Annotated in this window: 17 protein-coding genes and 1 pseudogene; 9 read left to right on the plus strand and 9 right to left on the minus strand. The window is 64.9% G+C overall.

The features are described 5' to 3' along the window. Window positions 1–207: 207 nt before the first annotated feature. Complete coding sequence (locus MYF83_RS41250) at window positions 208–531, minus strand: hypothetical protein (protein ID WP_248966267.1); 324 nt, start codon at window positions 529–531, stop codon at window positions 208–210. A gap of 143 nt (window positions 532–674) precedes the next feature. Between MYF83_RS41250 and MYF83_RS41255 the strand changes: the two genes are divergently transcribed. Both MYF83_RS41255 and MYF83_RS41260 read left to right on the plus strand, forming a co-directional pair. Then, the gene (locus MYF83_RS41255; protein WP_248966268.1) at window positions 675–1,520 is read left to right on the plus strand and encodes a GntR family transcriptional regulator; all 846 of its coding nucleotides are present in this window, start codon (window positions 675–677) and stop codon (window positions 1,518–1,520) included. Between the two features lie 36 nt (window positions 1,521–1,556). Further along, window positions 1,557–2,063, plus strand: coding sequence for a nucleoside deaminase (locus tag MYF83_RS41260; RefSeq protein ID WP_248966269.1), 507 nt, complete (start codon window positions 1,557–1,559; stop codon window positions 2,061–2,063). A gap of 93 nt (window positions 2,064–2,156) precedes the next feature. Here the strand turns inward: MYF83_RS41260 and MYF83_RS41265 are convergent, their stop codons facing one another. Beyond that, window positions 2,157–2,519 (minus strand): hypothetical protein, encoded by a 363-nt coding sequence (locus tag MYF83_RS41265; RefSeq protein WP_248966270.1) that lies wholly within the window; start codon window positions 2,517–2,519, stop codon window positions 2,157–2,159. Window positions 2,520–2,549: 30 nt separating this feature from the next. Between MYF83_RS41265 and MYF83_RS41270 the strand changes: the two are divergent. From MYF83_RS41270 to MYF83_RS41280, 3 genes and pseudogenes are all read left to right on the plus strand, one after another. Beyond that, window positions 2,550–2,744, plus strand: a pseudogene (locus MYF83_RS41270) (IS256 family transposase); the annotation flags it as partial. A gap of 198 nt (window positions 2,745–2,942) precedes the next feature. Continuing rightward, window positions 2,943–3,107, plus strand: coding sequence for a hypothetical protein (locus MYF83_RS41275; RefSeq protein ID WP_248966271.1), 165 nt, complete (start codon window positions 2,943–2,945; stop codon window positions 3,105–3,107). Between the two features lie 31 nt (window positions 3,108–3,138). After that, entirely contained in the window at window positions 3,139–3,393 is a 255-nt protein-coding gene (locus MYF83_RS41280) for a hypothetical protein (protein ID WP_248966272.1), read from the plus strand. Window positions 3,394–3,496: 103 nt separating this feature from the next. Here MYF83_RS41280 and MYF83_RS41285 read toward each other — a convergent pair whose 3' ends face one another. The 4 genes from MYF83_RS41285 to MYF83_RS41300 all read right to left on the minus strand — a co-directional run bounded on the left by MYF83_RS41285 (window position 3,497) and on the right by MYF83_RS41300 (window position 8,047). Continuing rightward, on the minus strand, window positions 3,497–3,718 hold the full coding sequence (locus MYF83_RS41285; protein WP_248966273.1) for a hypothetical protein: 222 nt from the start codon (window positions 3,716–3,718) through the stop codon (window positions 3,497–3,499). 759 nt (window positions 3,719–4,477) lie between these two features. Further along, a complete protein-coding gene (locus tag MYF83_RS41290) occupies window positions 4,478–5,068 on the minus strand; it encodes a PDDEXK family nuclease (protein ID WP_248966274.1) in 591 nt (196 codons plus the stop codon). Window positions 5,069–5,660: 592 nt separating this feature from the next. Further along, the gene (locus MYF83_RS41295; RefSeq protein WP_248966275.1) at window positions 5,661–6,608 is read right to left on the minus strand and encodes a hypothetical protein; all 948 of its coding nucleotides are present in this window, start codon (window positions 6,606–6,608) and stop codon (window positions 5,661–5,663) included. Between the two features lie 182 nt (window positions 6,609–6,790). Further along, window positions 6,791–8,047 carry a hypothetical protein gene (locus MYF83_RS41300; RefSeq protein WP_248966276.1) on the minus strand — a complete coding sequence of 419 codons (1,257 nt, stop codon included), beginning with the start codon at window positions 8,045–8,047 and terminating at the stop codon, window positions 6,791–6,793. A 441-nt stretch (window positions 8,048–8,488) separates the two neighbouring features. Between MYF83_RS41300 and MYF83_RS44090 the strand changes: the two genes are divergently transcribed. Further along, window positions 8,489–10,711 (plus strand): tetratricopeptide repeat protein, encoded by a 2,223-nt coding sequence (locus tag MYF83_RS44090; protein WP_248966277.1) that lies wholly within the window; start codon window positions 8,489–8,491, stop codon window positions 10,709–10,711. Window positions 10,712–11,390: 679 nt separating this feature from the next. Here the strand turns inward: MYF83_RS44090 and MYF83_RS41310 are convergent. Further along, on the minus strand, window positions 11,391–12,026 hold the full coding sequence (locus tag MYF83_RS41310) for a tyrosine-type recombinase/integrase (RefSeq protein WP_248966278.1): 636 nt from the start codon (window positions 12,024–12,026) through the stop codon (window positions 11,391–11,393). Between the two features lie 488 nt (window positions 12,027–12,514). Continuing rightward, window positions 12,515–13,060 (minus strand): GIY-YIG nuclease family protein, encoded by a 546-nt coding sequence (locus MYF83_RS41315; RefSeq protein ID WP_248966279.1) that lies wholly within the window; start codon window positions 13,058–13,060, stop codon window positions 12,515–12,517. A gap of 1,031 nt (window positions 13,061–14,091) precedes the next feature. Between MYF83_RS41315 and MYF83_RS41320 the strand changes: the two genes are divergently transcribed. Then, window positions 14,092–14,736: an effector-associated constant component EACC1 gene (locus MYF83_RS41320; RefSeq protein ID WP_248966280.1), complete on the plus strand. Its 645-nt coding sequence runs from the start codon at window positions 14,092–14,094 to the stop codon at window positions 14,734–14,736. 34 nt (window positions 14,737–14,770) lie between these two features. Further along, window positions 14,771–18,229 carry a caspase, EACC1-associated type gene (locus MYF83_RS41325; protein ID WP_248966281.1) on the plus strand — a complete coding sequence of 1,153 codons (3,459 nt, stop codon included), beginning with the start codon at window positions 14,771–14,773 and terminating at the stop codon, window positions 18,227–18,229. A 643-nt stretch (window positions 18,230–18,872) separates the two neighbouring features. Here the strand turns inward: MYF83_RS41325 and MYF83_RS41330 are convergent. Further along, window positions 18,873–20,015: a tyrosine-type recombinase/integrase gene (locus tag MYF83_RS41330; RefSeq protein WP_248966282.1), complete on the minus strand. Its 1,143-nt coding sequence runs from the start codon at window positions 20,013–20,015 to the stop codon at window positions 18,873–18,875. Window positions 20,016–20,060: 45 nt separating this feature from the next. Here MYF83_RS41330 and MYF83_RS41335 point away from each other — a divergent pair, with 45 nt between their 5' ends. After that, the gene (locus MYF83_RS41335; protein ID WP_248966283.1) at window positions 20,061–21,410 is read left to right on the plus strand and encodes a transposase; all 1,350 of its coding nucleotides are present in this window, start codon (window positions 20,061–20,063) and stop codon (window positions 21,408–21,410) included. Window positions 21,411–21,452 lie beyond the last annotated feature (42 nt).

The raw sequence follows: 21,452 nt of genomic DNA on the forward strand, positions 1-21,452 counted from the left end.
ACTGGCTACGGGTAGGCGAACATGACATGCTGATTCCTCCTCTTGGACGAGGACCGGGCGCGTCCTGTCTTTGCGGGTAGGCGCGCCCGGAACATGCGCTCAGAGAATGCACAGGCCATCGGCCTGGGAGTGATGCGACGGAGATTCCTCCGCGCGACATCACGTGAGGGACACCTCAGGTGGACCGTGAGCGTCGTGAAGCCTTGGTCAGGCGGACTTGACCGCCGAAACCGTCGCAGTCTTGATCTCCGCCGCGCGAAACGCAACGCCGTTACGCCCGTTGGTCGCCCAGGGCAGGGCCTCCAACTTGGACAGAGAGACGACCTGTCCCACCTTCACCTCGGGCCGTTCACCGGCCGTAGTGACAGTGATGACTTCGCCTCCGTCCTCGTCCAGGATGAACACCTGCGTCGACCACATCGGCCGGCCGGTGTCGCGCTCGGACTTCTGACGACCGTTCTGGTCGGTCTTCTCGACCGCTCCCTTCGACACCGTCACCTGCTTGTTGCTCGTGTCCACGTAGAGCTTCATGAGCCCTTCCCTTCGATCAAGGCCGCACCGCCTCTCGGTGCGAGATCCTTTGTGGGTTTGTGGGCGAACCCACAAAGAGAAGGGTAGGGCTACCATGGCCCCCGCGCAAGAAGTTTGCCCACAAACCTGCAAAGATGAAGAGCATGGAACCACGTCCTACAGCCGTTCGGGCACCGATCCAGTTGAGGATCGCCGACGACATCCGGATACAGATCGAGCGAGGCGAACTCGCTCCTGGCTCATCGCTGCCAACGTTGGCTGAGATCTGCGAGCAGTGGTCATGCTCCATGAACTCCGCAAGAGGAGCGATCAACATCCTCAAGGCCCAAGGCCTCATCACTGCCGGACGCGGTAAGGCTCCGACCGTACGAATCCAGCCACGGCGTGTGATCCGCTCCTCGGAACGGCACCAGCTAGAGAAAGACCTCGCGCTCAAACCTGAAGAGGAGCGAGCCAGGCTTGGCGAGGCCGAAACCAACATGAACATGTCGATCGACCACCAACGGTTTTCCTCCCACTACAGCCAGGTCCCAGCGACTGAGGAATTCGCGACGATCTTCGGAGTCGAGCCCGGAGAGACCTTGCTACGACGGGAGTGGGAGGCCACCGACCCGAAGACGCATGTGCGCTTGTCCTGGAGCGTGTCACACATGCCTCTGGCACTCGTTAGCGGCAATCCCGCTGTCCTCGATGAACGAAACGAACCATGGCCTGGTGGCACACTGCATCAGTTGCTGACAGTAGGCATCGAGATCATGACCGTCGTAGACGAGGTCACAGCTCGAATGCCGACCACGGTTGAGGCCCAAGTATGGGACCTACCGGACGGCGTCCCGCTGATCTTCTGTCGCAGAATCTCAAGTGACGCCGCAGGCCGGGTCATCGAGGTCTCCGATGCCGACTACCCCGCTGACCGAACGCAGCTCAAGTTCGTCACGCCACTCAAGCCATGGCCGGAGCATCATCCGACGCCGATGGGTCATAACTAGCCGTGGCGCCAGTCTCTCAGGAGAGGATTCATCTCCATGCCCGACCAGCTCAACCACACTGACCAACACTTCCTTGAGCATGCCATCGAGATATCGCGCCGTGCGCTCGAAGACGAAGGGAAGACGCCATTCGGCGCGATCGTGGTCATCGAGGGTGAGATCATTTCCGAAGGAACCAGCAGCGTAGTCGAACTGACAGACCCAACCGCGCACGCAGAAGTGATGGCGTTGCGCCATGCCGGCACAAAGCTCGGACGGCATCTGTTCCCAGACGCGGTGATGTACGCGAGCAGCGAGCCATGCCCGATGTGTCTTGTCGCCTGCTACTGGGCACAGGTGCCCCGGCTTGTCTTCGGAGCTACCAGCCAGGACGTAGCGACTTACGGCTTCGAAGATCTCCAGTTCTACCGGGAACTCACTCTCACAGCCGAAGAACGGTTCCTGCGAGAAGAGGCAGCAGGGGGAACCCCTCATACTCAAGCCGTGGATGTCCTGCGAGGATGGGCAGACAAGATCCCCGGTGGCGTCGTTCCTAAGTACTGACCTGACAGCCAAGGGCCACCAAACCAGGTCAGGGCCTGTCTAGTACCACGACATGATTGACAGTTCTGTCCCACCACATGCTTGACGGATGCCCTAGGAAACATGACTGGCCTTGCGGGGCCGGGCCGCTTTGATGCTGCGGACGGGTTGGGTGGTGGTACGGCGGACGACGCGGGTGTCGTCGGGCAGTTCGATGGTGAGTGTGGTCTCGCTGACGTGCACGGTGACGATCGCGCGGGCGTGGAGCCGGCCGAGGGCGACCTTCTGCCCGGCCACCATGATGACGCCGCTGTTGCTCGCCACCCGCTGCACGGTGATCGGCTCGACCGAGGGCCGGGGCGGCGGTCCAGCCGGGCGGGCATCCCGCAGGTTACGCAGCCCGTCCACGCTGATCGGGTTGGGCCGGGTGCGCAGCAACTCCCGGGTGATCGGGTCGAAGGTCACTGAGTAGGCCAACGTTGGCGCATTGGCTGGGAGGGCACGCCCATGCTTACCGTAGTCAATGCCGTCGGCACGACGTCGAACGGATCTTTGATTGATGAGATCGTCCGGGAGGGGGCGCGGCGGATGTTGGCCGCCGCTCTGGAGGCCGAGGTCAACTCCTACTTGGCCGAGCTGGCCGACGCTCGCGACGCCGATGGCCGTCGGCTGGTGGTGCGCAACGGGTTCCACGGCGAGCGGACGGGCCAAGTTGATCGTCGCGAAGGTCTCCCACAAGGCCGCGTGATCAGTAGGACGAAACACAGAAGCTCCCGCTCATCCTCGTTGAGGGTGGGCGGGAGCTTTTAGTCGTTCCGGGGAGTATTCGGCCGGTCATCGGCGATGCCCAGCGACCTTGAGGCATGGGTTCTGTCACCTCCGATAGGTAGGGTCTGCTCCATGAGTGAGACGCCTGCAAGTGCGCCCGGGTCTGAGGCGTACGACGCCGACCTCTTGCACGAGATGGTGGAAGACCTGGAGATCCTCAACTTCTGGGAGTTCATCTCCAAGTACCCCGACGGCCGTGCGTTTGCCGAGATCCACTACGACGACGACCGTCGCTGAGTATGGGAGTGACATGAACTGGTGGAAACCGATGCTGGTTGACCACAATGTGTCGGTGTACGGATCGGGTAGCGACGAGGAAGGCCGGGCGCGGCGCTACGCGCACTGCCTCACGTGCGGGTGGGAGACCGACATCAGCACTGACGAGGCCGCCGTCCTCAAGGCGCTGCAGAAGCACGTGCGCGAGGTTGGCAAGGTCCCGTTCGTGGCCGCGAAGGTGCATCCCCGCAAGATCATGGGTCCGGCTACCGACCCGGAGCCCCCCGACCCTGCAGAGGTCGTCTAGGCCGGAGCAGTCCGAGGGTTGAGAACGCTGGGTACGTGTCAGGTCGCCTTCCTGATCACTCGGATGCTCCGTACCACCGCGCTGTCCTCATGGTCGGCCCTATCTACTGGTCTAAAAAGAGCCCGACCACCAGCTCATCGGGGGCCGCACCCTGCTTGTCGGAGTGGCATTCGACCAGGCTCGCGTCGACGTCGATGACGATCCACCCGCCCCAGACCTGCCCGGCCACCTGCATCCACGGGAACCCCGCGGGCCGGCCGCCAGGTGCTGTCAGATGAGACGGCGGTGCGTCGCCTTTCAGGAGATCGTGCAGCGTGACGAACATCGTTGGACCGCGGAGCCTCTGGTCTAACGGTTCATCTTGATCGACAACCCTTCTACCCGGGGGCTCCTCTATCTGGCGATCAAGTCCTCCCGCACAGCATCCCAGCGACCTGCGGCTTCAGGTTGAAACGCTCACGGCACCACTGTCAAGCATGTCCCGGGACAGGACAACGGCCATGGCCATGGCGCATCGCGTGTGAGAACTTTCTGTACATCTTCAAGGCGGCCCGACCGGGCCGCACGCGCCGCCGTCACGGCGCACGCCGCCGCCTCCCGCTAGCGCTCCCGGCGGACGACGCGCAAAAACGCCGGACGGCTGGCGCGGACGAGTCGACGGGCCGCCGAAGAGCTGCACAGGAACTCACCTCAGCTCAGTGATCCCGGCTGGAACAAGTCGCCGGCACGCCGGGTGCAGCGCAAGCTCATCAGGCGACCGACCCACCACAGCCATGCCGAGATTAGAACGTGCCGTGTCAACCGTGGAAGGTGCAAGGCACACCCTCCCTGCCCCGAGCTGCCGATTATGCGCGGCGACCGGCCCGCGTCAACCACGGCTGTGACCGCAGGACAACCAGCGAGCGCGGAAGGTCACCGGGGACCTGGAACACGCGAAGCCGCGGTTGACCCAGTCCGGTCGGCAGTCGCGCACTATCGCAGCTATCGGGGTCAGGGGGGTGTGGGCAGGAGATTCCGCACCAAGCGTGCTCGGCGGCTATGCCTTCGGTGGAAGTGAAGGCAACACGCGCCTGCAGGAGCGAGGCTAAACGACGTCCGCGATCCGATCGGCATGCCGGAACTCAACCTCGCCAGCCCCGTGCAGGTGCCCCAAGTGCCGCTGCTGCGGCTTCCACACCCGGCAGTACCGGCAACGCCACGACGTGCGCGGCTGCAACCAGAAGTTGTTGCCACAGACCTGGCACTCCGTGAGGAACGCCGAGCCGTTCGTGCCGCTCCACGACAACGAACCGTGCCGCATCGTCCTATCGAAGGGGCGCCAGGCAGGGTTCCCGATGATGACGATCTGACCACCCTCCCAGTCGCACACGCAGGGCGCCGGCGGCGGCGGCGGGCACGGGCACGGGCACGGGCACGCCAGCGTCTTGGCGAACTCGTGTGCCTTCTCGATCCGAGGGGTCGCCGGGCCCTTGACCTCAATCCACGTGCCCAGCTTGGGAAGCCAGAAGTCCGGGATGTACGTCGCACCGCTGGGCAAGTTGATGACCTTCGGCTCGAACGCCCACTCAATGCCGAGACCGTCCAAGGTGGCGGCCCAGTCGGCCTCCAACGTGGAACGGAAGCCAGTGAAGGCGTACCGGCGGGGTACTGCCTCGATGATGGGTTCCTGGGTCATGACGTCTCCAGAGGGGGTGGGACGGTATTTCCAATTGTGCAACGAGGCAGACGCTTCTAGCCGGTACAGGCGTGACGTTCCCGGGCTGCAACCAGCGCTGCCCGGGTAGTTGCTGCTCCACGAGCAACAACGGCGGCGCGGTTTCGTTCTCAGCAACGTCCAATCGTTCGATAGCCCAGACCGCCGAGCGGGCCTGGCGGTCGGCACGGGTTGCACCATCGGGTAGACGCGGCGGAGGACGCCGCTGCCCCTGAGACGACGGCCGCGAGCCGTGAGCGGTTTACCTCCGAACCGATCTCAGTGCATGTGCCACACGGGATGCCCCGAAGGCAGCATGTGATCTTCGCAATCCGAGGTGGGCTCGGCCCGCAGCCAGTTCACGGTGAGATCGACGGCAAGTGGTAGATAGGAGGAGGGCCGAAGCTGCGGCCTTGTTCCGTCCCTGTTCCGCTGGAACGCGAAAAATTTCCGGAACGGTTGGCAACTGCTAGAACATGAAATCCCAGCTCAAGCCAGGCTTGCACCTCCGTCGCCGACCCACTGTTGCTCCGCAGTGGGCCGATGGCACACGGAATGGATCAGGTCTAAGAGCTTAATCAGCCCACAGGTCGAACATATTCCGGCGATCATTTTCAGAGAACAGCGAATAAACCTCGAAGTGCGTCCACTTTGGGTGGACCACCGAAGACCAATATTGCGTGGTGACTGCGTAGCCATGAAATTCCATGGCTAGAGTATTGATTTCCAGATCGTAGCATTCCCTGGTACTTACATGCTGTGGATCCGGAAAGTTGTCTCGGAATATCTTATTGTACTTTGGCTGAAAGAATCGAATCAGTGCGGCCTCGGTAAGAGCTATGCCCTCTCGCGATAGGAAATCTCGATCCTCCGCCCACCGCAGCATGTCTACGGTTCTCGTGGCGTTCTCCTCGTCATCCTCGATCTCAGCGAGCAGATGTGGAGTCATGGTTCCCGATAAGGCTGCATCTGTTATACGACACAGGGAAAGCCAGATCTCTTTATCTGGGGGTAATTCCGAATATATCCTTTGCAGTGTCGAATGGCTGCGAAGGCGATCGAACGCAGTCCGCTCACCATCCTTACCGAAAGCCTGCCCAACGTAAAGTACTTCCTGCTCATACAAGCTAACAGGAAGACCGCTGACCTTATATTCGCGAATGAAGAGAGCTACTGGAGCGGTGAAGAAAAGTTCGCCACGATCGTCTAGGATCTGCATGAAGTCATAAGGCCACTCGGATCGATAAGAGAATCCAGCCTGTTCGGGAGAACTTGGCCTACTGATCCTATACTCATCAAACTTGTCGGCACGCTGCACTCGCAGTGTGGCGCTAAACTTTGACTTCGTAAACACCACGCTATCTGAATCTATAGATAGTCTTGGCTGTTGACTCACGACATAGATATGGCATCCCTCTAAGTCGTCCGGCGAGACCATCTCTATCTCGCGTTGGCGACCGAATTTATGAGGAGTGCATACCAGAATCAACCCGAACTCATTTGCGTACTTTCTGCGACTCATCAGTGTCTCTTTCACCTACGGCCATAAGCCAGGGCTATACATCAGCCCCCGGACCAAGACAAGGCTAGCTCGGGGCTTTGGTTGCAGTGCCCGGCAGCACGAGAGCAGGATGCGGCGAAACGGTCCTAGTGCTCGCCCAACATCTGACGTCCTTGCTGCTAACGCCCTCGATTCGTCCTGACCTACGGCGTGTTGACGTATGCCATCAACTGGTGCCGCAGGGATGTAAGCGCCTCGACCGTCCGTGCTCTGACCACATCCCACGCTCCGGCCCAGTTCGGTGGCGCATCATGGACCCCGAGCTCGCGTAGCTTGGCAGTCAGTCCGCCTCCCTCGGTGATGCCGTGTTGTGCGGCGTTTCGCGCTCCCCGGATGGTTCGCAGCGTTTTGATGGCCGCGTCCACTGCTGGATGCTGGGCCGCCGGGAGATGGTGGTGCAGGCAGTCCCCCATGCGGTTGAGGCTGGCGCGCAGTTGGTCTTTATCCTTCTTCATTTCCTCTTCCGACCGTGGTCGCAGCAGCGTGTCATCCACCTTGATGCGGTCGATCAGATCAGCCAGATCGCTAAGTCTTGTCTCGAATTCTGCTCGCGTAGCGCAGCCCAGCGACAGCGCCGCCGGTGTCGCCACCGTGCTCAGCGCCAGTAACGGCGTCCTTTTTCTGTCGAACGCCAGGCGCCATGCGGCATCCAGCACGTCGAACGCCTCGGCCAACTCTAACGGCGAGACAGGGTTGACGGCTGGTGTTTCCATTTCGACGATGCGTTGCCAGCAGTCATGACCCCCTGCCTGGCACGCGCCGATCTCGCCCATTTTATCTTGATGGCCCTTGTCGCACATGGCCGTCATGACCCTGCGCCCAACGATGCCTACCATGGTATTTATGCCCGACACTTTGGGGTGCATCAGGTGCGAGCACATGAAATCGGTGTTGGGCAGGGTGCAGTCTTGGCACAGCGGCTTGCTCGTCGGGGCGGTCGTGCGATTGTTGATGATGATGCTTGTGAGTGTGGTGTCCTCGTCGCTGGCGGCCGTACAGAACAGATCGCGCTTCAGCCGCACCTGGTAGTGACAGCCCTTTTCTGTGAGCAGCGCCAGGAGTTGCGGCACGTCATCAGATGCAAGGCGCCAGAGATCAACCGGATTGGCTGGCCGGCTTTCCGTACTAATCCACTCCGTAGCCAGGGGCTCTAGGCGACGGACCGAGTACAGCAGCAAGGCGTTGTTCAGAGTCTCGTGCGCCTGGTCGGGTGACAGACCTGTTGCTTCCAGACGATGGATGGCGAAGTCGGAGCCCTGACCGGATAACTCGGTGTGCACTCGAAACACTCGCTCATCGGCGATCTCGACCGCGAAGCACGGCACGAACGGGTGGAGGTCACGTGGACCGGGGCCCTGTGTGGGCATCGGCCCCAAGTAGCTGATAATGGCCTCGGGCATGACGCACACTCCTTTAGGTACGTGGGGGCGTCCACATCGAGGTTGGACGGTGGCTGTCGGGAGGCCAGCCGATCAGGCTATCAGGGGATAGACGCGGAGCGCTGGAAATATGTCGTGTACCTAAGCGATATCAGGACGGCTGGGGCCGTGTCTGGGCCGTCCGGGAGCGACGAACGATGACAGATGACGACTGGAGCTAACCACTTAGGAGCGGGACAAATGCGGTGACTTCGTGAGTGCCGCAGTGACCTAGAGATCAGTCCCTCAAGAAGAAGATGGCCGCCTGACCGCGGGCGCCGGCGACCAGGCGTGGGTGGCGGGGGATGCGGTGAATTGGTGGACGCGCTGGCCAATGTGCGTTTTGCTGTGATCTGCGGGGGGTGGGTTCGGCGGGTTTGCGTGGGCCGGAGGCGTGGGATGGGGCGGAGCCGGATCGCTGTGGTGATCGGCGGGCTGGTGCTGGTGGGGGCGGTTCCCGCGGTGCTGACCGCTTTCACGGTCACTGATCCGTGGGTTGCGGGGGGCGCGGCGTTGGTGGCGGCGCTGGCGCTGGTGGCTGCCGGGATGTGGCAGGAGCGGTTCAAACGGCTGGTTCAGCGCCGTGATGAGCAGCGGTTCAAGGTCGCCGATGGGCTGTTGCTGTTGAAGTCGGGGCGGGTGCCGAAGGTCGGTCAGATGAGCGATCCGCTGCGGCTGGGTGTGCATCCCAGTGCTCCGGCCCACGGGGCGGCTGCCGGGTCCGGGCGGGTGGCCGGTGACCGGGTGCCGGCCTATGTGCCGCGCGACGTCGATACCGAGCTTGCCGAACAGCTGCGCAGGGGCGGGTTTGTCGTGCTGGTGGGAGATTCCACCGCGGGCAAGTCGCGGACGGCGTTCGAGGCGATCCACACCGAGCTGCCATCGCATGAGTTGTTCGTCCCTGGTGACAAGAACCTCGGCAAGGATGTGATGACCGCTCTGGTCGAGCGGGTCAGCCAGTCCCGGCGGGCGGTGCTGTGGCTGGATGACCTGGAGCACTACATCCGAGCCGGCACCATGACCGCAGCGCAGATCAGCCGTATCCGGGACGGCAAGGGCCACAAGGTGATCCTGGCCACGGTGCGCAGCGCCGAAGAAGACCAGCTCACCCAAGTGCCCTCCGATGCCGAGGACCCCAAACGAAAGCTGGGCGATGAGGCCATCCAGATGCTCGGCCAAGCCTGCAAGATCCGCCTACATCGGCTGTTCAGCGCGGGTGAGCTGGAGCGTGCCCGGGCGCATGTGTCCGATGAGCGGATCGCTGATGCGTTGGACTACAGCGGGGAATACGGCATCGCCGAGTACCTGGCCGCAGGCCCGCATCTGCAAGACGCCTATGACAACGCCTGGGAGGTCGGCCGTAACCCTCGGGGTGCGGCGCTGGTGGCTGCCGCGATCGACTGCCGCCGCGCCGGGCATCTGTCTGCCCTTCCCAAGGTCCTGTTGGAGGAGCTGCATCACGGGTATCTCGATGCCCGAGGTGGGCAGCGGCTCCGGCCCGAACTGCTGGAGCAGGCCTGGGGCTGGGCGACCCGGCAGCGCCGCTCCACCACCGCACTGCTGCAACCAGCCGACGACGGGGCAGGGGTGGAGGTGTTCGACTATCTGGTCGACCGCTATCAGCAGCAGGTCGGCCCCACCGCCCATGTCCCCGAGCAGACCATCACGACCATCATCGGTCATGCCCGCACACCAGACCTCGATGCCATCGCTCGCCAGATGCGAGCACAGGGACGCTACAACCTCGCCACGCAAGCGCTCCAGCACGCAGTTCAGCTCCGCCGCGTCAACGATGGTGAGGAGCACCCGGACACGCTGACCAGCCGGAACAACCTGGCGGGCGCGCTGCGGGCGTTGGGGAGGTTGGAGGAGGCCGAGGCCGAGCACCGGGCGGTGCTGACGATACGGCGGCGGGTACTGGGTGAGGAGCACCCGGACACGCTGAACAGCCGGAACAACCTGGCGGGCGCGCTGGGAGCGTTGGGGAGGTTGGAGGAGGCCGAGGCCGAGCACCGGGCGGAGCTGGAGGTGGGCCGGCGGGTGCTGGGTGAGGAGCACCCGGACACGCTGACCAGCCGGAACAACCTGGCGGTCGTGCTGGGGGATCTGGGGCGGTTGGAGGAGGCCGAGGCCGAGCACCGGGCGGTGCTGCAGATACGGCGGCGGGTGCTGGGTGAGGAGCACCCATCCACGCTGACCAGCCGGAACAACCTGGCGGGCGCGCTGGGAGCGTTGGGGAGGTTGGAGGAGGCCGAGGCCGAGCACCGGGCGGAGCTGGAGGCGTGCCGGCGGGTGCTGGGTGAGGAGCACCCCGACACGCTGACCAGCCGGAACAACCTGGCGCTCGCGCTGGGGGATCTTGGGCGGTTGGAGGAGGCCGAGGCCGAGCACCGGGCGGTGCTGCAGATACGGCGGCGGGTGCTGGGTGAGGAGCACCCATCCACGCTGACCAGCCGGGGCAACCTGGCGGGCGCGCTGGGGGAGTTGGGGAGGTTGGAGGAGGCCGAGGCCGAGCACCGGGCGGTGCTGGAGGCGTGCCGGCGGGTGCTGGGTGAGGAGCACCCGGACACGCTGACCAGCCGGAACAACCTGGCGCTCGCGCTGGGAGCGTTGGGGAGGTTAGAGGAGGCTGAAGCGCTGGAGTGAGCCCGCTTCGCCAGTAATGAGCGCGAGAGTCTGAGTGACGAAGTGGGTGACAACCGCAGCGGACAGCCCCGAACGTTGGCGGACTCTCACAGATGTTCGCGCAGGTGACCGGCACTATGTCCCCTGAACAAATACGCGTTCCAGTTGCTTCACACCGAAGAAGTCACACCTCCTATTCCCCGTGCCGCACGGCCTACAGGCCGACTCACCGTAGGCCTGATCCGCACTTGCGCGAGGGCACAACGAGGGCACATGACGTCGTGATCAGCCGCGAAACACCGAGAACCAACGAGACAACAAACGCCAGGTCATCAGGGTGGCTCGGATGTTTCGCCAGGTCCCGATCGAGAGCTAATCAGAACTACGACGTGTGATCCATCGAAGCGATGGACCTGTCGGACGGACGTGCCCGTTGCGTGCCCGTACGGTCGGCAACCAGCGGGGAATCACGGGGACTCACGGTTACTCGACCGGCATACTCCCAGGTCACCGTTTCCCCAGGTCACACAACATGATGTTGAAAGACTTCCCAAGCTGACAGCGCGGGTTCGATTCCCGTCACCCGCTCCAACGACGAAGGCCCAGGTCAGAGGATGATTCCCGACCCGGGCCTTGATTGTTTTCTGGGCTGATTCTCGCCGTCGTGCCAGATCCGTGCCAGAACAAGTGATCTTGCTTCTCAGGCACTCGGAACGAGCACACCCGCCGAGCCCTCGTCGCCTTCCTCGCCCTTGGGCTTGAGACCCTTCTCCACGATCTTGCCGAGACCGTCCGCGATCTCACGGTCTCGCTCCTTGGAGCCGTGGAGGTAGATCACTGCCGCCTTGGTGCTCGCGTGGCCCATGCGCGCCATGAGCTCCTTCAACGTGGCACCCGTGAGCGCCGCAAGCGTGTTGCCGGTGTGGCGAAGGTCGTGAATGTGGATCTTCGGAAGGCCGGCCTTCTTGAGTCCCTTCGCCCACACCCGAGAGAAGTTGCTCCGGCGCAGTTGCGCGCCCTTCTCCCCCACGAAGACCAGGCCGTCATGGGCCTTCTCACTGAAGCGCTGAACGTGCCACGTCAGTTCTCCGGTGATGACCTCCGGGAGGTTGACCGTGCGGGTTCCGGCGTCCGACTTGGGCGGGCCGGTCAGCAGTTCGCCCGTCTTCATCTCGGAGACGGCGACCGCGATGCGGACCGTGCGGGCGTCCAGGTCGAGGTGATCCTTCCGGAGGGCAGCCAGCTCACCCCAACGCATACTGCCGAAAGTGGCAAGGAGCACCAGGGTGCGGAAGCGGGGAGGCATCGCGTCCGCCAGCGCGAAGACTTCCGGCACCGTGAGAACCGGGCGTTCCGCCGGGCGCTCGACACCCGCCTTCTTGATCAGTTCGTCGTCAACGGCGGAATGGCACGATCCGGCTTCAGGTCCTCCGGGCATTCCGACGGCGGAATGCGATCTGGCGGCCAGTCACCACGGCCTGTGTGAGGTGTGGGTCGAAAGCACCGGCATGCAGCGGGACAAAGAGCACGTCGGCCACTGGGTCAGGTGGCAGCGGGATGACCGTCCCGGCGTGTTGGCCAAAACGTATAGCTGGGTTCGTTCGGGTAGCTACTGCCAGGTCGAGAGCGCGCATGGTTGGTACTGCTCGCGGCCAGATCTGCACGAGGGTGGTCACTCCTTCAAAACAGTAGGCCACTGAATCCGGTTGTAATCACAGGGCGTCGCCCCTATTGGGGTCCCTCCGGAAACCGCGAATGGTTGGGTAGGGCGCTGCGGCTCACGTCGTCCCTAACGTCGGTCAGAGCGTCCAGGCTGGTATCTGATCAGTAGGTGACGGGAAGATCACGGGCGCGAGCCCGTGCGGAGGCCCGCAGAGTGCTCAGGTGCTGGTGGAAGGCATGATTCCTGTTCTGGTCCAGGTTGAGCGGAAGGTCCAGTTGGGCGATCAGCTCGGACTCGGCGACCCAGGGTTCAGGGTGCGCCAGCCAGCACACCCGGGCATTGTCGGCCATCCAGGTTGTCAGGTCCTTCTCGCCGGCCTGTCCGAAGGTCAGACGTTTTCCGCTGCCCACGCGGCGGAGTTCGAGCCCGAGAAGGCAGCCCAGGGTGAGTCGCAGGGTGGAGCCTTCGGCGTTGCCGCGGAAGTGGTAGCGAACTCGGGTGCGCAGGTTTTGCCTGCTGACTCGTGTCGCCATCCGGCGTGGGGCGATCCCGACGTACAGCAGTTGCCCGGCGGGCAACCGGGGATCGGGGGAATGCTCGAAATGCCAGCCGTAGACGCCGGGGGCGGCCGGGATGGGGCTCGGCCGTGTCAGCACCTCGGCTGCCCGCCACAGCCTGTCGGGCTCCAGGAGGTCAACCGTGTTCATCGCAACTCCCAGTGGATCTACGTGGATGAGGAGACGCTAGGGCATGGCGCCGACATCATCGATACGGGCCGCCCGTCCTGGGGGCAACGGTCTGTTGCTGTACAGCAGCCGCGTACAGCACCACCGCCTTACACGATCACGCCCGACCGCCCCGTATCCACCGCCTGAACAGACCGGGACGCCGCTGACAACGCGTCTGCCATTCCCTACGGATCCGCAGGACACCGATTCGATGCAAGCGCTACGATCCCTGCCTCTGGCGGGGGTGCTCCGACTCCGGGATGATCAGGCGGGGAGGGGCGTGGCGGGAGTCTGCCCATCCCTTCTATAGCCGGTGCGGTGCGCCTTTCATGATCCGGGATATGTGCGGGATGAGCTCTGGCGCGATGATCGGTCCGGATCGTATTGGGCCAGGTGGACGCCTTGACGCATACCTAATAGCCGGTCCGCTGTAAATCCGCCGGCTGTTGAGAGGCGTGCCCGTCAGGGCGGTGAATCGGGGGAGTCGCGGAGCCTCACGAGTAGAGCAAGGTAGGGCTTGACCTGCGACGCAGCATGTGGGGCCAAGATCGTAGAGAAATCTTTCAAACTGGTGATACATCGCCGCACCGGTACGGCCGGCGATCGCCTTCCTATGGGTTGCCGAACGATCGCGCCGACGCCAGCAGCGCGCCGCCTTGAGCAGTCGCCTCCGGCGGGGGTCTCGGGTTCCGGGATGATCGTCCCGTCACCATCGCCCCGGGCAAAGCCCAGCAGACCGTGGGAAGGAGGCGCAAGGTCGTTCGTCCCGCCGGGCGCGCCCCTTCCCACGGCCCGCTCCCCTACGGACGGTGACAACGGCGACGGGTCGCCGCGGCAGCACCTGTCCATGAGCGTCCATGACCGACTAAAAGCCCATCACCATAGCCTCAGGAAATGAGCATCCCAATTTAGTTCTAGAGGATCTACTGTTAGCAATTAGGAATTGCTGGACATCGCGGTCGCGTGGGGGCGGACAGCGCTGTAACGCCTGTTTTCGGTGGGGGATAGCGATGAACGTGCCCGACGACGCGCCAGCGCAGCCGGCGGATCAGGCGCAAGATGTGACCTTGCTCCTCGCGGTGGAGGCCGAGTTGCCTCGTGATGAGCTGGTGCGTGATCTTCGCCGCTGGGTGGCCGGTGAGCCGGAGCTTCGTGGCCGGGTACGGCTGGTCGAGGCGGTGCCCGGCGAGGGGGCCTTGAGCGGCGGTGGCGTGGTCGAGGCGCTGCAGGTGATCGTGGGCACTGGGGGCGCCGTGGCGTCCCTTGCCGGGATCGTGATCGCCTGGCTGGGAACGCGCAAGAACGGCGAAGTCACCGTGATCGTGTCGCGAGGCGGGGAGGAGGCCCAGGCGACCCGGGTGGAACTGTCGGCCAAGAACGTCAAAGGGCTGGATTTGGCCGCCACACGAGGCCTGGCCCAACAGGCAGCCCGCCTCCTGAACAGTCTCGACGGCGACCGTCCAGAAGGCGAAGCCACGACGCGCAGCGATCAGCCCTCAGTGGAATCAGCCCGTGCTGGTACTGGCGCGATCCCGCCACCGGAACATCCCGACAACCAGGCCGACGCGGCGGCCGGAGGGGATGAACAGCAAGAGTCGGATGATCCTTTGAACGCCGGTAAGCGACAGGTGCGGGGCGGCGATGCGAGCCCCTGACCCTTCGCTCTTGCTGGCTGCGGCGGGGACGCGGGTGCTGCTGGTCGGGTCGGCCACGCACGCGGCCGAGTCCGGACTTGCCGATCGGCCCTCGGTGGCTGCCAGTGTGCGTGATCTGGGCCGTGCGCTGAGCGACCGGGCCGGGCTGGACCCCGCGCACTTGAACGTCCTGGTAGATCCCGACGACCCCGCTTCCGTGGCCGCCGCATTGGCGCAAGCCGCTGAGCAGGCCGAGGATGTCCTGGTCTTCGGCTACGTCGGCCATGGCGTGCTGGATGAGCAGGGGGAGCTGTATCTGGCGACGCGGGCCACGACCGATCTCAGCGAGGGGACGGCGGCCTATCAGGCGCTGCCGTACGCGACGGTCGGCAAGATTTTGGCCCGTGCCCGGGCTCGGCTGGTGCTGGTGGTGATCGACTGCTGTTTCGCCGGGCGGGCCGGCGGCGCTGGCGGCGTCGATCCGGATGCTCGGCGGCTTCTGGACCATGACCAGCGTGGCATGTATCTGCTGGCGGCGACCGGACCGCACGAATACGCCTGGGCGCCGCCCGATGAGTCCTATACCGCCTTCACCGGCGCGTTGATCGATTTGATCGCCAACGGTGACCCCGTCGCTCCTGCTCGGTTGACTGTCGACGACTGCTATCGGTCGCTCATTCGTACGATGGCCGAACGCCAGTTACCCGCCCCGCACCGTCACGTTGTCGAGGCCGCCGACCGTGCCGTACTGATCGTCAACCGCGCTCACCCGCCCAGGGTTCAGGCCGCCGCGCACGGCAGCCTAGGTGGCCCCGGCGTCACGAATGGGAATCCTCCCAGCAGCGATACAGCACAACGGGCCGGCCTGACCGTGACGGGTCGAGCGGGGGCGGCGTTCAGCCCGTATCGCGGGCTGGCGGCGTTCGGCCCCGAGGATGCCGCGTATTTCTTCGGCCGCCGAGACCTGACCCGAACCCTGGTCGACCGAGTGGCAGCCTTGGACAAGAGCTCCGGTCCGCTGGTGGTGATCGGGGCGTCCGGTGCGGGAAAGTCGTCTCTCCTGCGCGCGGGACTCCTGCCGACGTTGCGCCTCGCGCGCACCCCGGTCGTGGTGTTCACGCCCTCCAACGATCCGCTGGGGCACCTGGCCCGGCACCTAGCCAATCTCGGCAGTCCGGCCAATGCGGGGGCGAATGATGCGGTTCACCTAAGTGAACGATTACGCGATGACCCTGCCCTGGCCGGGAAGCTGCTCACTAAAAACGATGCGAGCCCCAGCGTAATCGTTGACCAGTTCGAGGAGCTGTTCAATCCCGACCGGGACGAGCAAACCCGGCAAGCCTTCGTGACGGCATTACACGCGGCCAGCGCTCATGCCCGCATCGTCATCGCGGTTCGCGGCGACTACTTCGGTCACTGCGCCGCTTATCGGCTGCTGCTGGCTGCCCTGGAAAAGGCTGTGGTGGTCGGTCCCATGGACGACCGGCACCTGCGCCAGGTGATCGAGGAACCTGCCCGGCTGGCGGCCCTGGAGCTGGAATCAGGCCTGGTGGACCTGCTCTTGGATGATGTGGGTGCGATCAATTCGCCGGATGGGTCAATGTCGGCCGCCGCGGCCGTATTGCCGCTGCTGTCCCACGCCTTGTTATCGACCTGGCAACACAGTCCGGACAAAACGCTGACCCTGGCGGCCTACCGAGCCAGCGGCGGGGTATCCGGCGCGCTGGCAAAGAGCGCCGACACCACTTTGAACCAGGTTCCCCTGGACCACCGGCCAATCGCCCAGCGTGTCCTGACCTCGCTCGTGCACCTGGGCGACGACCTCGCCGACACCCGCCGCCGCGTCACCCGCGCCGACTTGATGGCCATGGCCCCCGCAGCAGCCCACACCAGCGTGAGCACAGTCGTTGAGAGATTCACCGACGCCCGGCTCCTCATTAGCAACAAAGAAGGGGTCGAACTCGCCCATGAAGCGCTGATCAGGTCTTGGCCGCAGTTACGCGAGTGGCTGGACGCCGACCGAGCCGCTCTGCTCGCCCGACAGCGTCTGCGCGATGACGCAGCCCGGTGGGACCGCAGCGGCCGCAATCCCGCCTTCCTTTACAGCGGCACCCGCCTGGACGACGCGCCCCGGGACGCCACACCCACATCGGCAGGCCAAGGGTCGGCAGGTGCTGCGTTGAGTGAGGTGGAAACTCAGTTCCTTGCCGCGGGCAGGCATGTAGCCCGCCGTGGTCGCCAGGTGCGGTTGCTGATCACCAGCGCATTGGCTGTGCTGCTAGTTCTGTCGTTGATCGCAAGCGTGTTAGCGGTCGTCACGGCTCGCCAAGCCAGTGATGTCGCGCGGCAGGCACGTGAGGCAGCACGGCTGGCCCTGTCACGGCAATTTGCGGCGCAAAGCATCGACCTGAGTGAGGTCAACAGCACGGTCTCCCAACTGCTGGCGGCGGCGGCATGGTCAACGGCGCCGACAGCCGAGGCGCGTCTTAGCCTTCTGGTGGCCGTAGCAAAGCCCGCACGTGGTGTATTGACTGGACATGAGAACAGCGTGTCCGGGGTGGTGTTCAGCCCGAACGGGCAGCGCCTGGCCAGCGCCGACTGGGACGGCACGGTGCGGGTGTGGGATGCGGCCACCCACCGCCAGATCGCCTCCATCCCCACCGGCCAGGGCAGCGTGTACGGGGTGGCGTTCGACAAGGACGGGCAGCGCCTGGCCAGCGCCGGCGAGGACGGCACGGTGCGGGTGTGGGATGCGGCCACCCACCGCCAGATCGCCTCCATCCCCACCGGCCAGGGCAGCGTGTACGGGGTGGTGTTCAGCCCGAACGGGCAGCGCCTGGCCAGCGCCGGCGAGGACGGCACGGTGCGGCTGTGGGATGCGGCCACCCACCGCCAGATCGCCTCCATCCCCACCGGCCAGGACATCGTGACGGGGATGGTGTTCAGCCCGAACGGGCAGCGCCTGGCCAGCGCCGGCTATGACGGCACGGTGCGGGTGTGGGATGCGGCCACCCACCGCCAGATCGCCTCCATCCCCACCGGCCAGGGCAGGGTGTCCGGGGTGGTGTTCAGCCCGAACGGGCAGCGCCTGGCCAGCGCCGGCTATGACGGCACGGTGCGGGTGTGGGATGCGGCCACCCACCGCCAGATCGCCTCCATCCCCACCGGCCAGGGCAGGGTGTACGGGGTGGTGTTCAGCCCGAACGGGCAGCGCCTGGCCAGCACCGGCTATGACGGCACGGTGCGGCTGTGGGATGCGGCCACCCACCGCCAGATCGCCTCCATCCCCACCGGCCAGGACAGCGTGACGGGGGTGGCGTTCGACAAGGACGGGCAGCGCCTGGCCAGCGCCGGCGAGGACGGCACGGTGCAGTTATGGGACGTTTCGGTACCGGCCGATCTTTCATCGGCGGTATGCACGTTCGCCGGTCGAGCGCTGACGCATGAGGAATGGTCACAGTACGCATCCGGCGAACCGTACCGTCCTGGCTGCCCGCAGGTTACTGCTAATTGAGTGCCATTGGGCGCGCTATGTCACTCGTTAGAGCCGCGTAGTATCCGCGCAATGACCGCAGGGTCAAGATGCATGAAGTCGTATATATGCAGGTCCAACCCTACTCGGTACTGATAGGGGGTCCCTGCAAATGCATCGGCTGTCTGCGCACAGAATCACCTCACGCTTACGTGCCATGACCCGTGCCAGTAGCACCGGTCTCCGGTGGACACTCACGGGCGCCCGTGTAGCATCAGCGACCGCGCTGAGCTGCGCAAACGCAGGTCAGAACCGTCGCGCTTCAAATCTTCCAAACTGGGGCTGTGCCGCGCGGCAGCGTAATCGACCGGAGGATCCCCAGAGGCACGGATATCGGTGCGCTCCCGAGTGAGCGGGTACTCGACCCAGATATGCCCTGGGGACCATCTGGGGACCACACGTCATGCACGTAGCCGAACAACGTGCACGTCACCAAACGTCATGCATAGCTACCTGAAGGCCGTTGAGCTGCAAACACGCCTAACCCCACTACCTGGGGGTCAAGGGGTCGCAGGTTCAAATCCTGTCGTCCCGACCAGGTAGTGCCTGGTCGGCAAGGGTGTCACGAGATCACGTGGCACCCTTTCTCGTTGCTGAGTGACCAACTGAGTGACTACGGATCTGATCACTCGAAGATCCGATCCATGGCTTCGGCCCCGCCGAGCAGCACCGGGCGGATCTGCTTGCGGTAGACGGCCTCTGTTACGGCAGTCCCGCTGTGGCCGACGAGACGAGCGATGTCCTCCAGAGGCACACCGGAGTCCGAGAGTAGCGAGACGAAGCTGTGCCGCATCTCCCGTGGCGTCCAGTCGCCGGCCGAGAGCCCGGCATCCTTGACGATCTTTCGGAAGGCCCGCCGGACGTTGTGGGAATCCAGGGGAGTGCCGACGAGGGAGGCAAAGACGAGATCGTTTTCCTGCCACCTGTTGCCGGCCTCCTGCCGTTCCCTGTGCTGCTGAGCCCGATGGAGGATGAGCGCTTCCACGCATCGCCTTGGCAACGCGAGCGATCTCCGCGACCGCTTGGTCTTGGTGTCCCCGCCCTCCCGTACGGAACGCCACACAGCGATCCACGCGGGCACGTCGTTGTCCGGATCACCGACGAGATCCACCTCCGTCCAGGTCAGTGCTCGCAGTTCCTCGGTCCTGGCGCCGATGAGGAGGGAGAGCACGACGTAGGCGTACATCCGGGTGCCTTCGGCCGCTTTGAGGATGGCTTCGGCCTGGTCGAAGGTCAGCGCCTTGGAGGGTCGGCCACCCTGCCCGTCCGGGATCTCGCAGAGGGCCACGACGTTGCGCTTGACCTTGTCACGCGCCTGGCCGAATTTCACGGCCCGGTTCAGGCAGGAGTGGAGCAATCGCACGGTCCGGCCGCTGAGGATCTTGGCCTTGCCAGTAAGCCACCGGTCGACGTCTTCAGCGCTCAGCTCCCGGAGTTTGCGTGCGCCGAGGTCGGGGACGATGTGCTTACCGCAGAGGATCCGGTAGTTGGCGACGGTATTGGGGTCCCGCCCGCGAAGTCCGTACTCGAGCCAGCTCGTGACCGCGTCGGCGACCGTGTAGTTGGCTGGGCCGTTGGCGATCCCATCGTCGTGGTCTCGGATGATCTCTTTCAGCTTGTTCTTGGCCTCGGTCTTGGTCTTGCCGCTTCCCCGCTTGATGATCCGCTTTCCGCTGGGGTCGAACCCGAGACTGGCCGTGGCGATCCACCGTTGACGCTTCTCATCCCAGTGCAACCCGCCGTCCCCACGACTGCGACGCTTGGTCATCGGGCCCCCTCTCCTTCACTCTCCAGCAACGCGACGTAGTCACGAATGGCTGAGGCGGGGGACCGGGAGGCGGTGGACCGGTTCGCGTTCGATGTGCGGTGGAAGTACGCCGCTGGTGGGCTGGATTTCGACCATCCGGGGTTTGTGCACACCGTGCTGGTGGATATGCGGGCCCGGCCGGCTGCCTCGGATCGGCCGGACCGGATCTTCGAGCCGACCGTGGAGGTGGCTGCGCAAGCCGGGCTGGTGGGCCGCCGGCGGGTGCTGGACTCAGCGCCGATCTATGACGCGGTGGCCACCCAGGACACCATCACGCTGATCCGGTCAGCGATCCGGGGCCTGCTGCGCGCTGCTGATCATGTGTTGCGGGCCCAGTTACGAGCGGTTATCTCCAGCGGGGATGCCTATACCGACATGGGCAAGCCGGTCATCGACTGGACGGACGCGGCCGAGCGGGAGGCGCTGGTCGACTCGCGGGCCAAGGATGGGCATGCGCTGCTGGCGGTGCTGGACGGGCGGAAGCTGAGCGGCGAGGTGGATCAGGCGGCGCGCCTGCTGGCCACCGTTTTGGGCCAGGACCTGGACCAGGGTGAGGACGGGGTGTTCCGGATCGCCCGCAAGGTGGCCAGGGACCGGATCATCTCCACCGTGGATCCGCAGGCGCGGCATGGCCGCAAGACCGCGGCCCGGTCTTTTGACGGCTACAAGGGGCACATCGCCGAGGTTCCCGGCAGGGAGATCATCACCGCCGCGAAGGTGACGGCGGGCAACGTCGGTGACGCCGAGCCCGCCGCCGACCTGCTGGCCGACATCCTCGCACCCGAGCAGGCCGAGGTCTATGGTGATGCCGCCTACGGCACCGGGCCGATGCCGGCCCGGCTGGAGCAGGCGGGCGTCGAGGCGATGGTCAAGACCCAGCCGGCCGGCGCGTCGGGCGGGCGGTTCTCCAAGGACGTCTTCACCATCGATCTGGAGGCCGGGCAGGTGAGCTGCCCGAACCAGGTCACGACCGAGATCCGCCGGCATGGTGACGGCGGCGGAGTCGCCGCGTTCGGCGCTGCCTGCGCCTCCTGCCCGCTGCGTGAGCAGTGCACCACCGCCAGGAACGGCCGCGAGATCAAGATCGGGCCGCATGAGGAGCACCTGGCCCGGGGACGAGCAAACAGCACCGATCCAGGCTGGCCGGCCCGCTACCGGGCCACCCGGCCCAAGGTCGAACGCAAGATCTCTCACCTGATGCGGCGCCGGCACGGAGGCCGCCGCGCCCGGGTCCGAGGCGTCACCAAGATTGATGCCGGCTTCTCGCTGCTGGCCGCCGCGGTCAACCTCGCGCGCCTGGCCGTACTCGGCATCGTCTCGACTCCCAGTGGAGCGTGGGCCACGGCAGCACCGTGACCAGGAAAACCCTCCTGAGGAGGGGCCTGGGCGAGGCTGTGA

This window comes from Sphaerisporangium perillae, from assembly GCF_023276435.1.
Lineage (GTDB): Bacteria > Actinomycetota > Actinomycetes > Streptosporangiales > Streptosporangiaceae > Sphaerisporangium > Sphaerisporangium perillae.

What these genes read in the sequence shown, in the direction of transcription:
- MYF83_RS41250 (WP_248966267.1), bottom strand. Translation starts at nt 531, where the DNA reads ATGAAGCTCTACGTGGACACGAGCAACAAGCAGGTGACGGTGTCGAAG.
- MYF83_RS41255 (WP_248966268.1), top strand. Translation starts at nt 675, where the DNA reads ATGGAACCACGTCCTACAGCCGTTCGGGCACCGATCCAGTTGAGGATC.
- MYF83_RS41260 (WP_248966269.1), top strand. Translation starts at nt 1,557, where the DNA reads ATGCCCGACCAGCTCAACCACACTGACCAACACTTCCTTGAGCATGCC.
- MYF83_RS41275 (WP_248966271.1), top strand. Translation starts at nt 2,943, where the DNA reads ATGAGTGAGACGCCTGCAAGTGCGCCCGGGTCTGAGGCGTACGACGCC.
- MYF83_RS41280 (WP_248966272.1), top strand. Translation starts at nt 3,139, where the DNA reads ATGCTGGTTGACCACAATGTGTCGGTGTACGGATCGGGTAGCGACGAG.
- MYF83_RS41285 (WP_248966273.1), bottom strand. Translation starts at nt 3,718, where the DNA reads ATGTTCGTCACGCTGCACGATCTCCTGAAAGGCGACGCACCGCCGTCT.
- MYF83_RS41290 (WP_248966274.1), bottom strand. Translation starts at nt 5,068, where the DNA reads ATGACCCAGGAACCCATCATCGAGGCAGTACCCCGCCGGTACGCCTTC.
- MYF83_RS41295 (WP_248966275.1), bottom strand. Translation starts at nt 6,608, where the DNA reads ATGAGTCGCAGAAAGTACGCAAATGAGTTCGGGTTGATTCTGGTATGC.
- MYF83_RS41300 (WP_248966276.1), bottom strand. Translation starts at nt 8,047, where the DNA reads ATGCCCGAGGCCATTATCAGCTACTTGGGGCCGATGCCCACACAGGGC.
- MYF83_RS41315 (WP_248966279.1), bottom strand. Translation starts at nt 13,060, where the DNA reads ATGAACACGGTTGACCTCCTGGAGCCCGACAGGCTGTGGCGGGCAGCC.
- MYF83_RS41320 (WP_248966280.1), top strand. Translation starts at nt 14,092, where the DNA reads ATGAACGTGCCCGACGACGCGCCAGCGCAGCCGGCGGATCAGGCGCAA.
- MYF83_RS41330 (WP_248966282.1), bottom strand. Translation starts at nt 20,015, where the DNA reads ATGACCAAGCGTCGCAGTCGTGGGGACGGCGGGTTGCACTGGGATGAG.
- MYF83_RS41335 (WP_248966283.1), top strand. Translation starts at nt 20,061, where the DNA reads ATGGCTGAGGCGGGGGACCGGGAGGCGGTGGACCGGTTCGCGTTCGAT.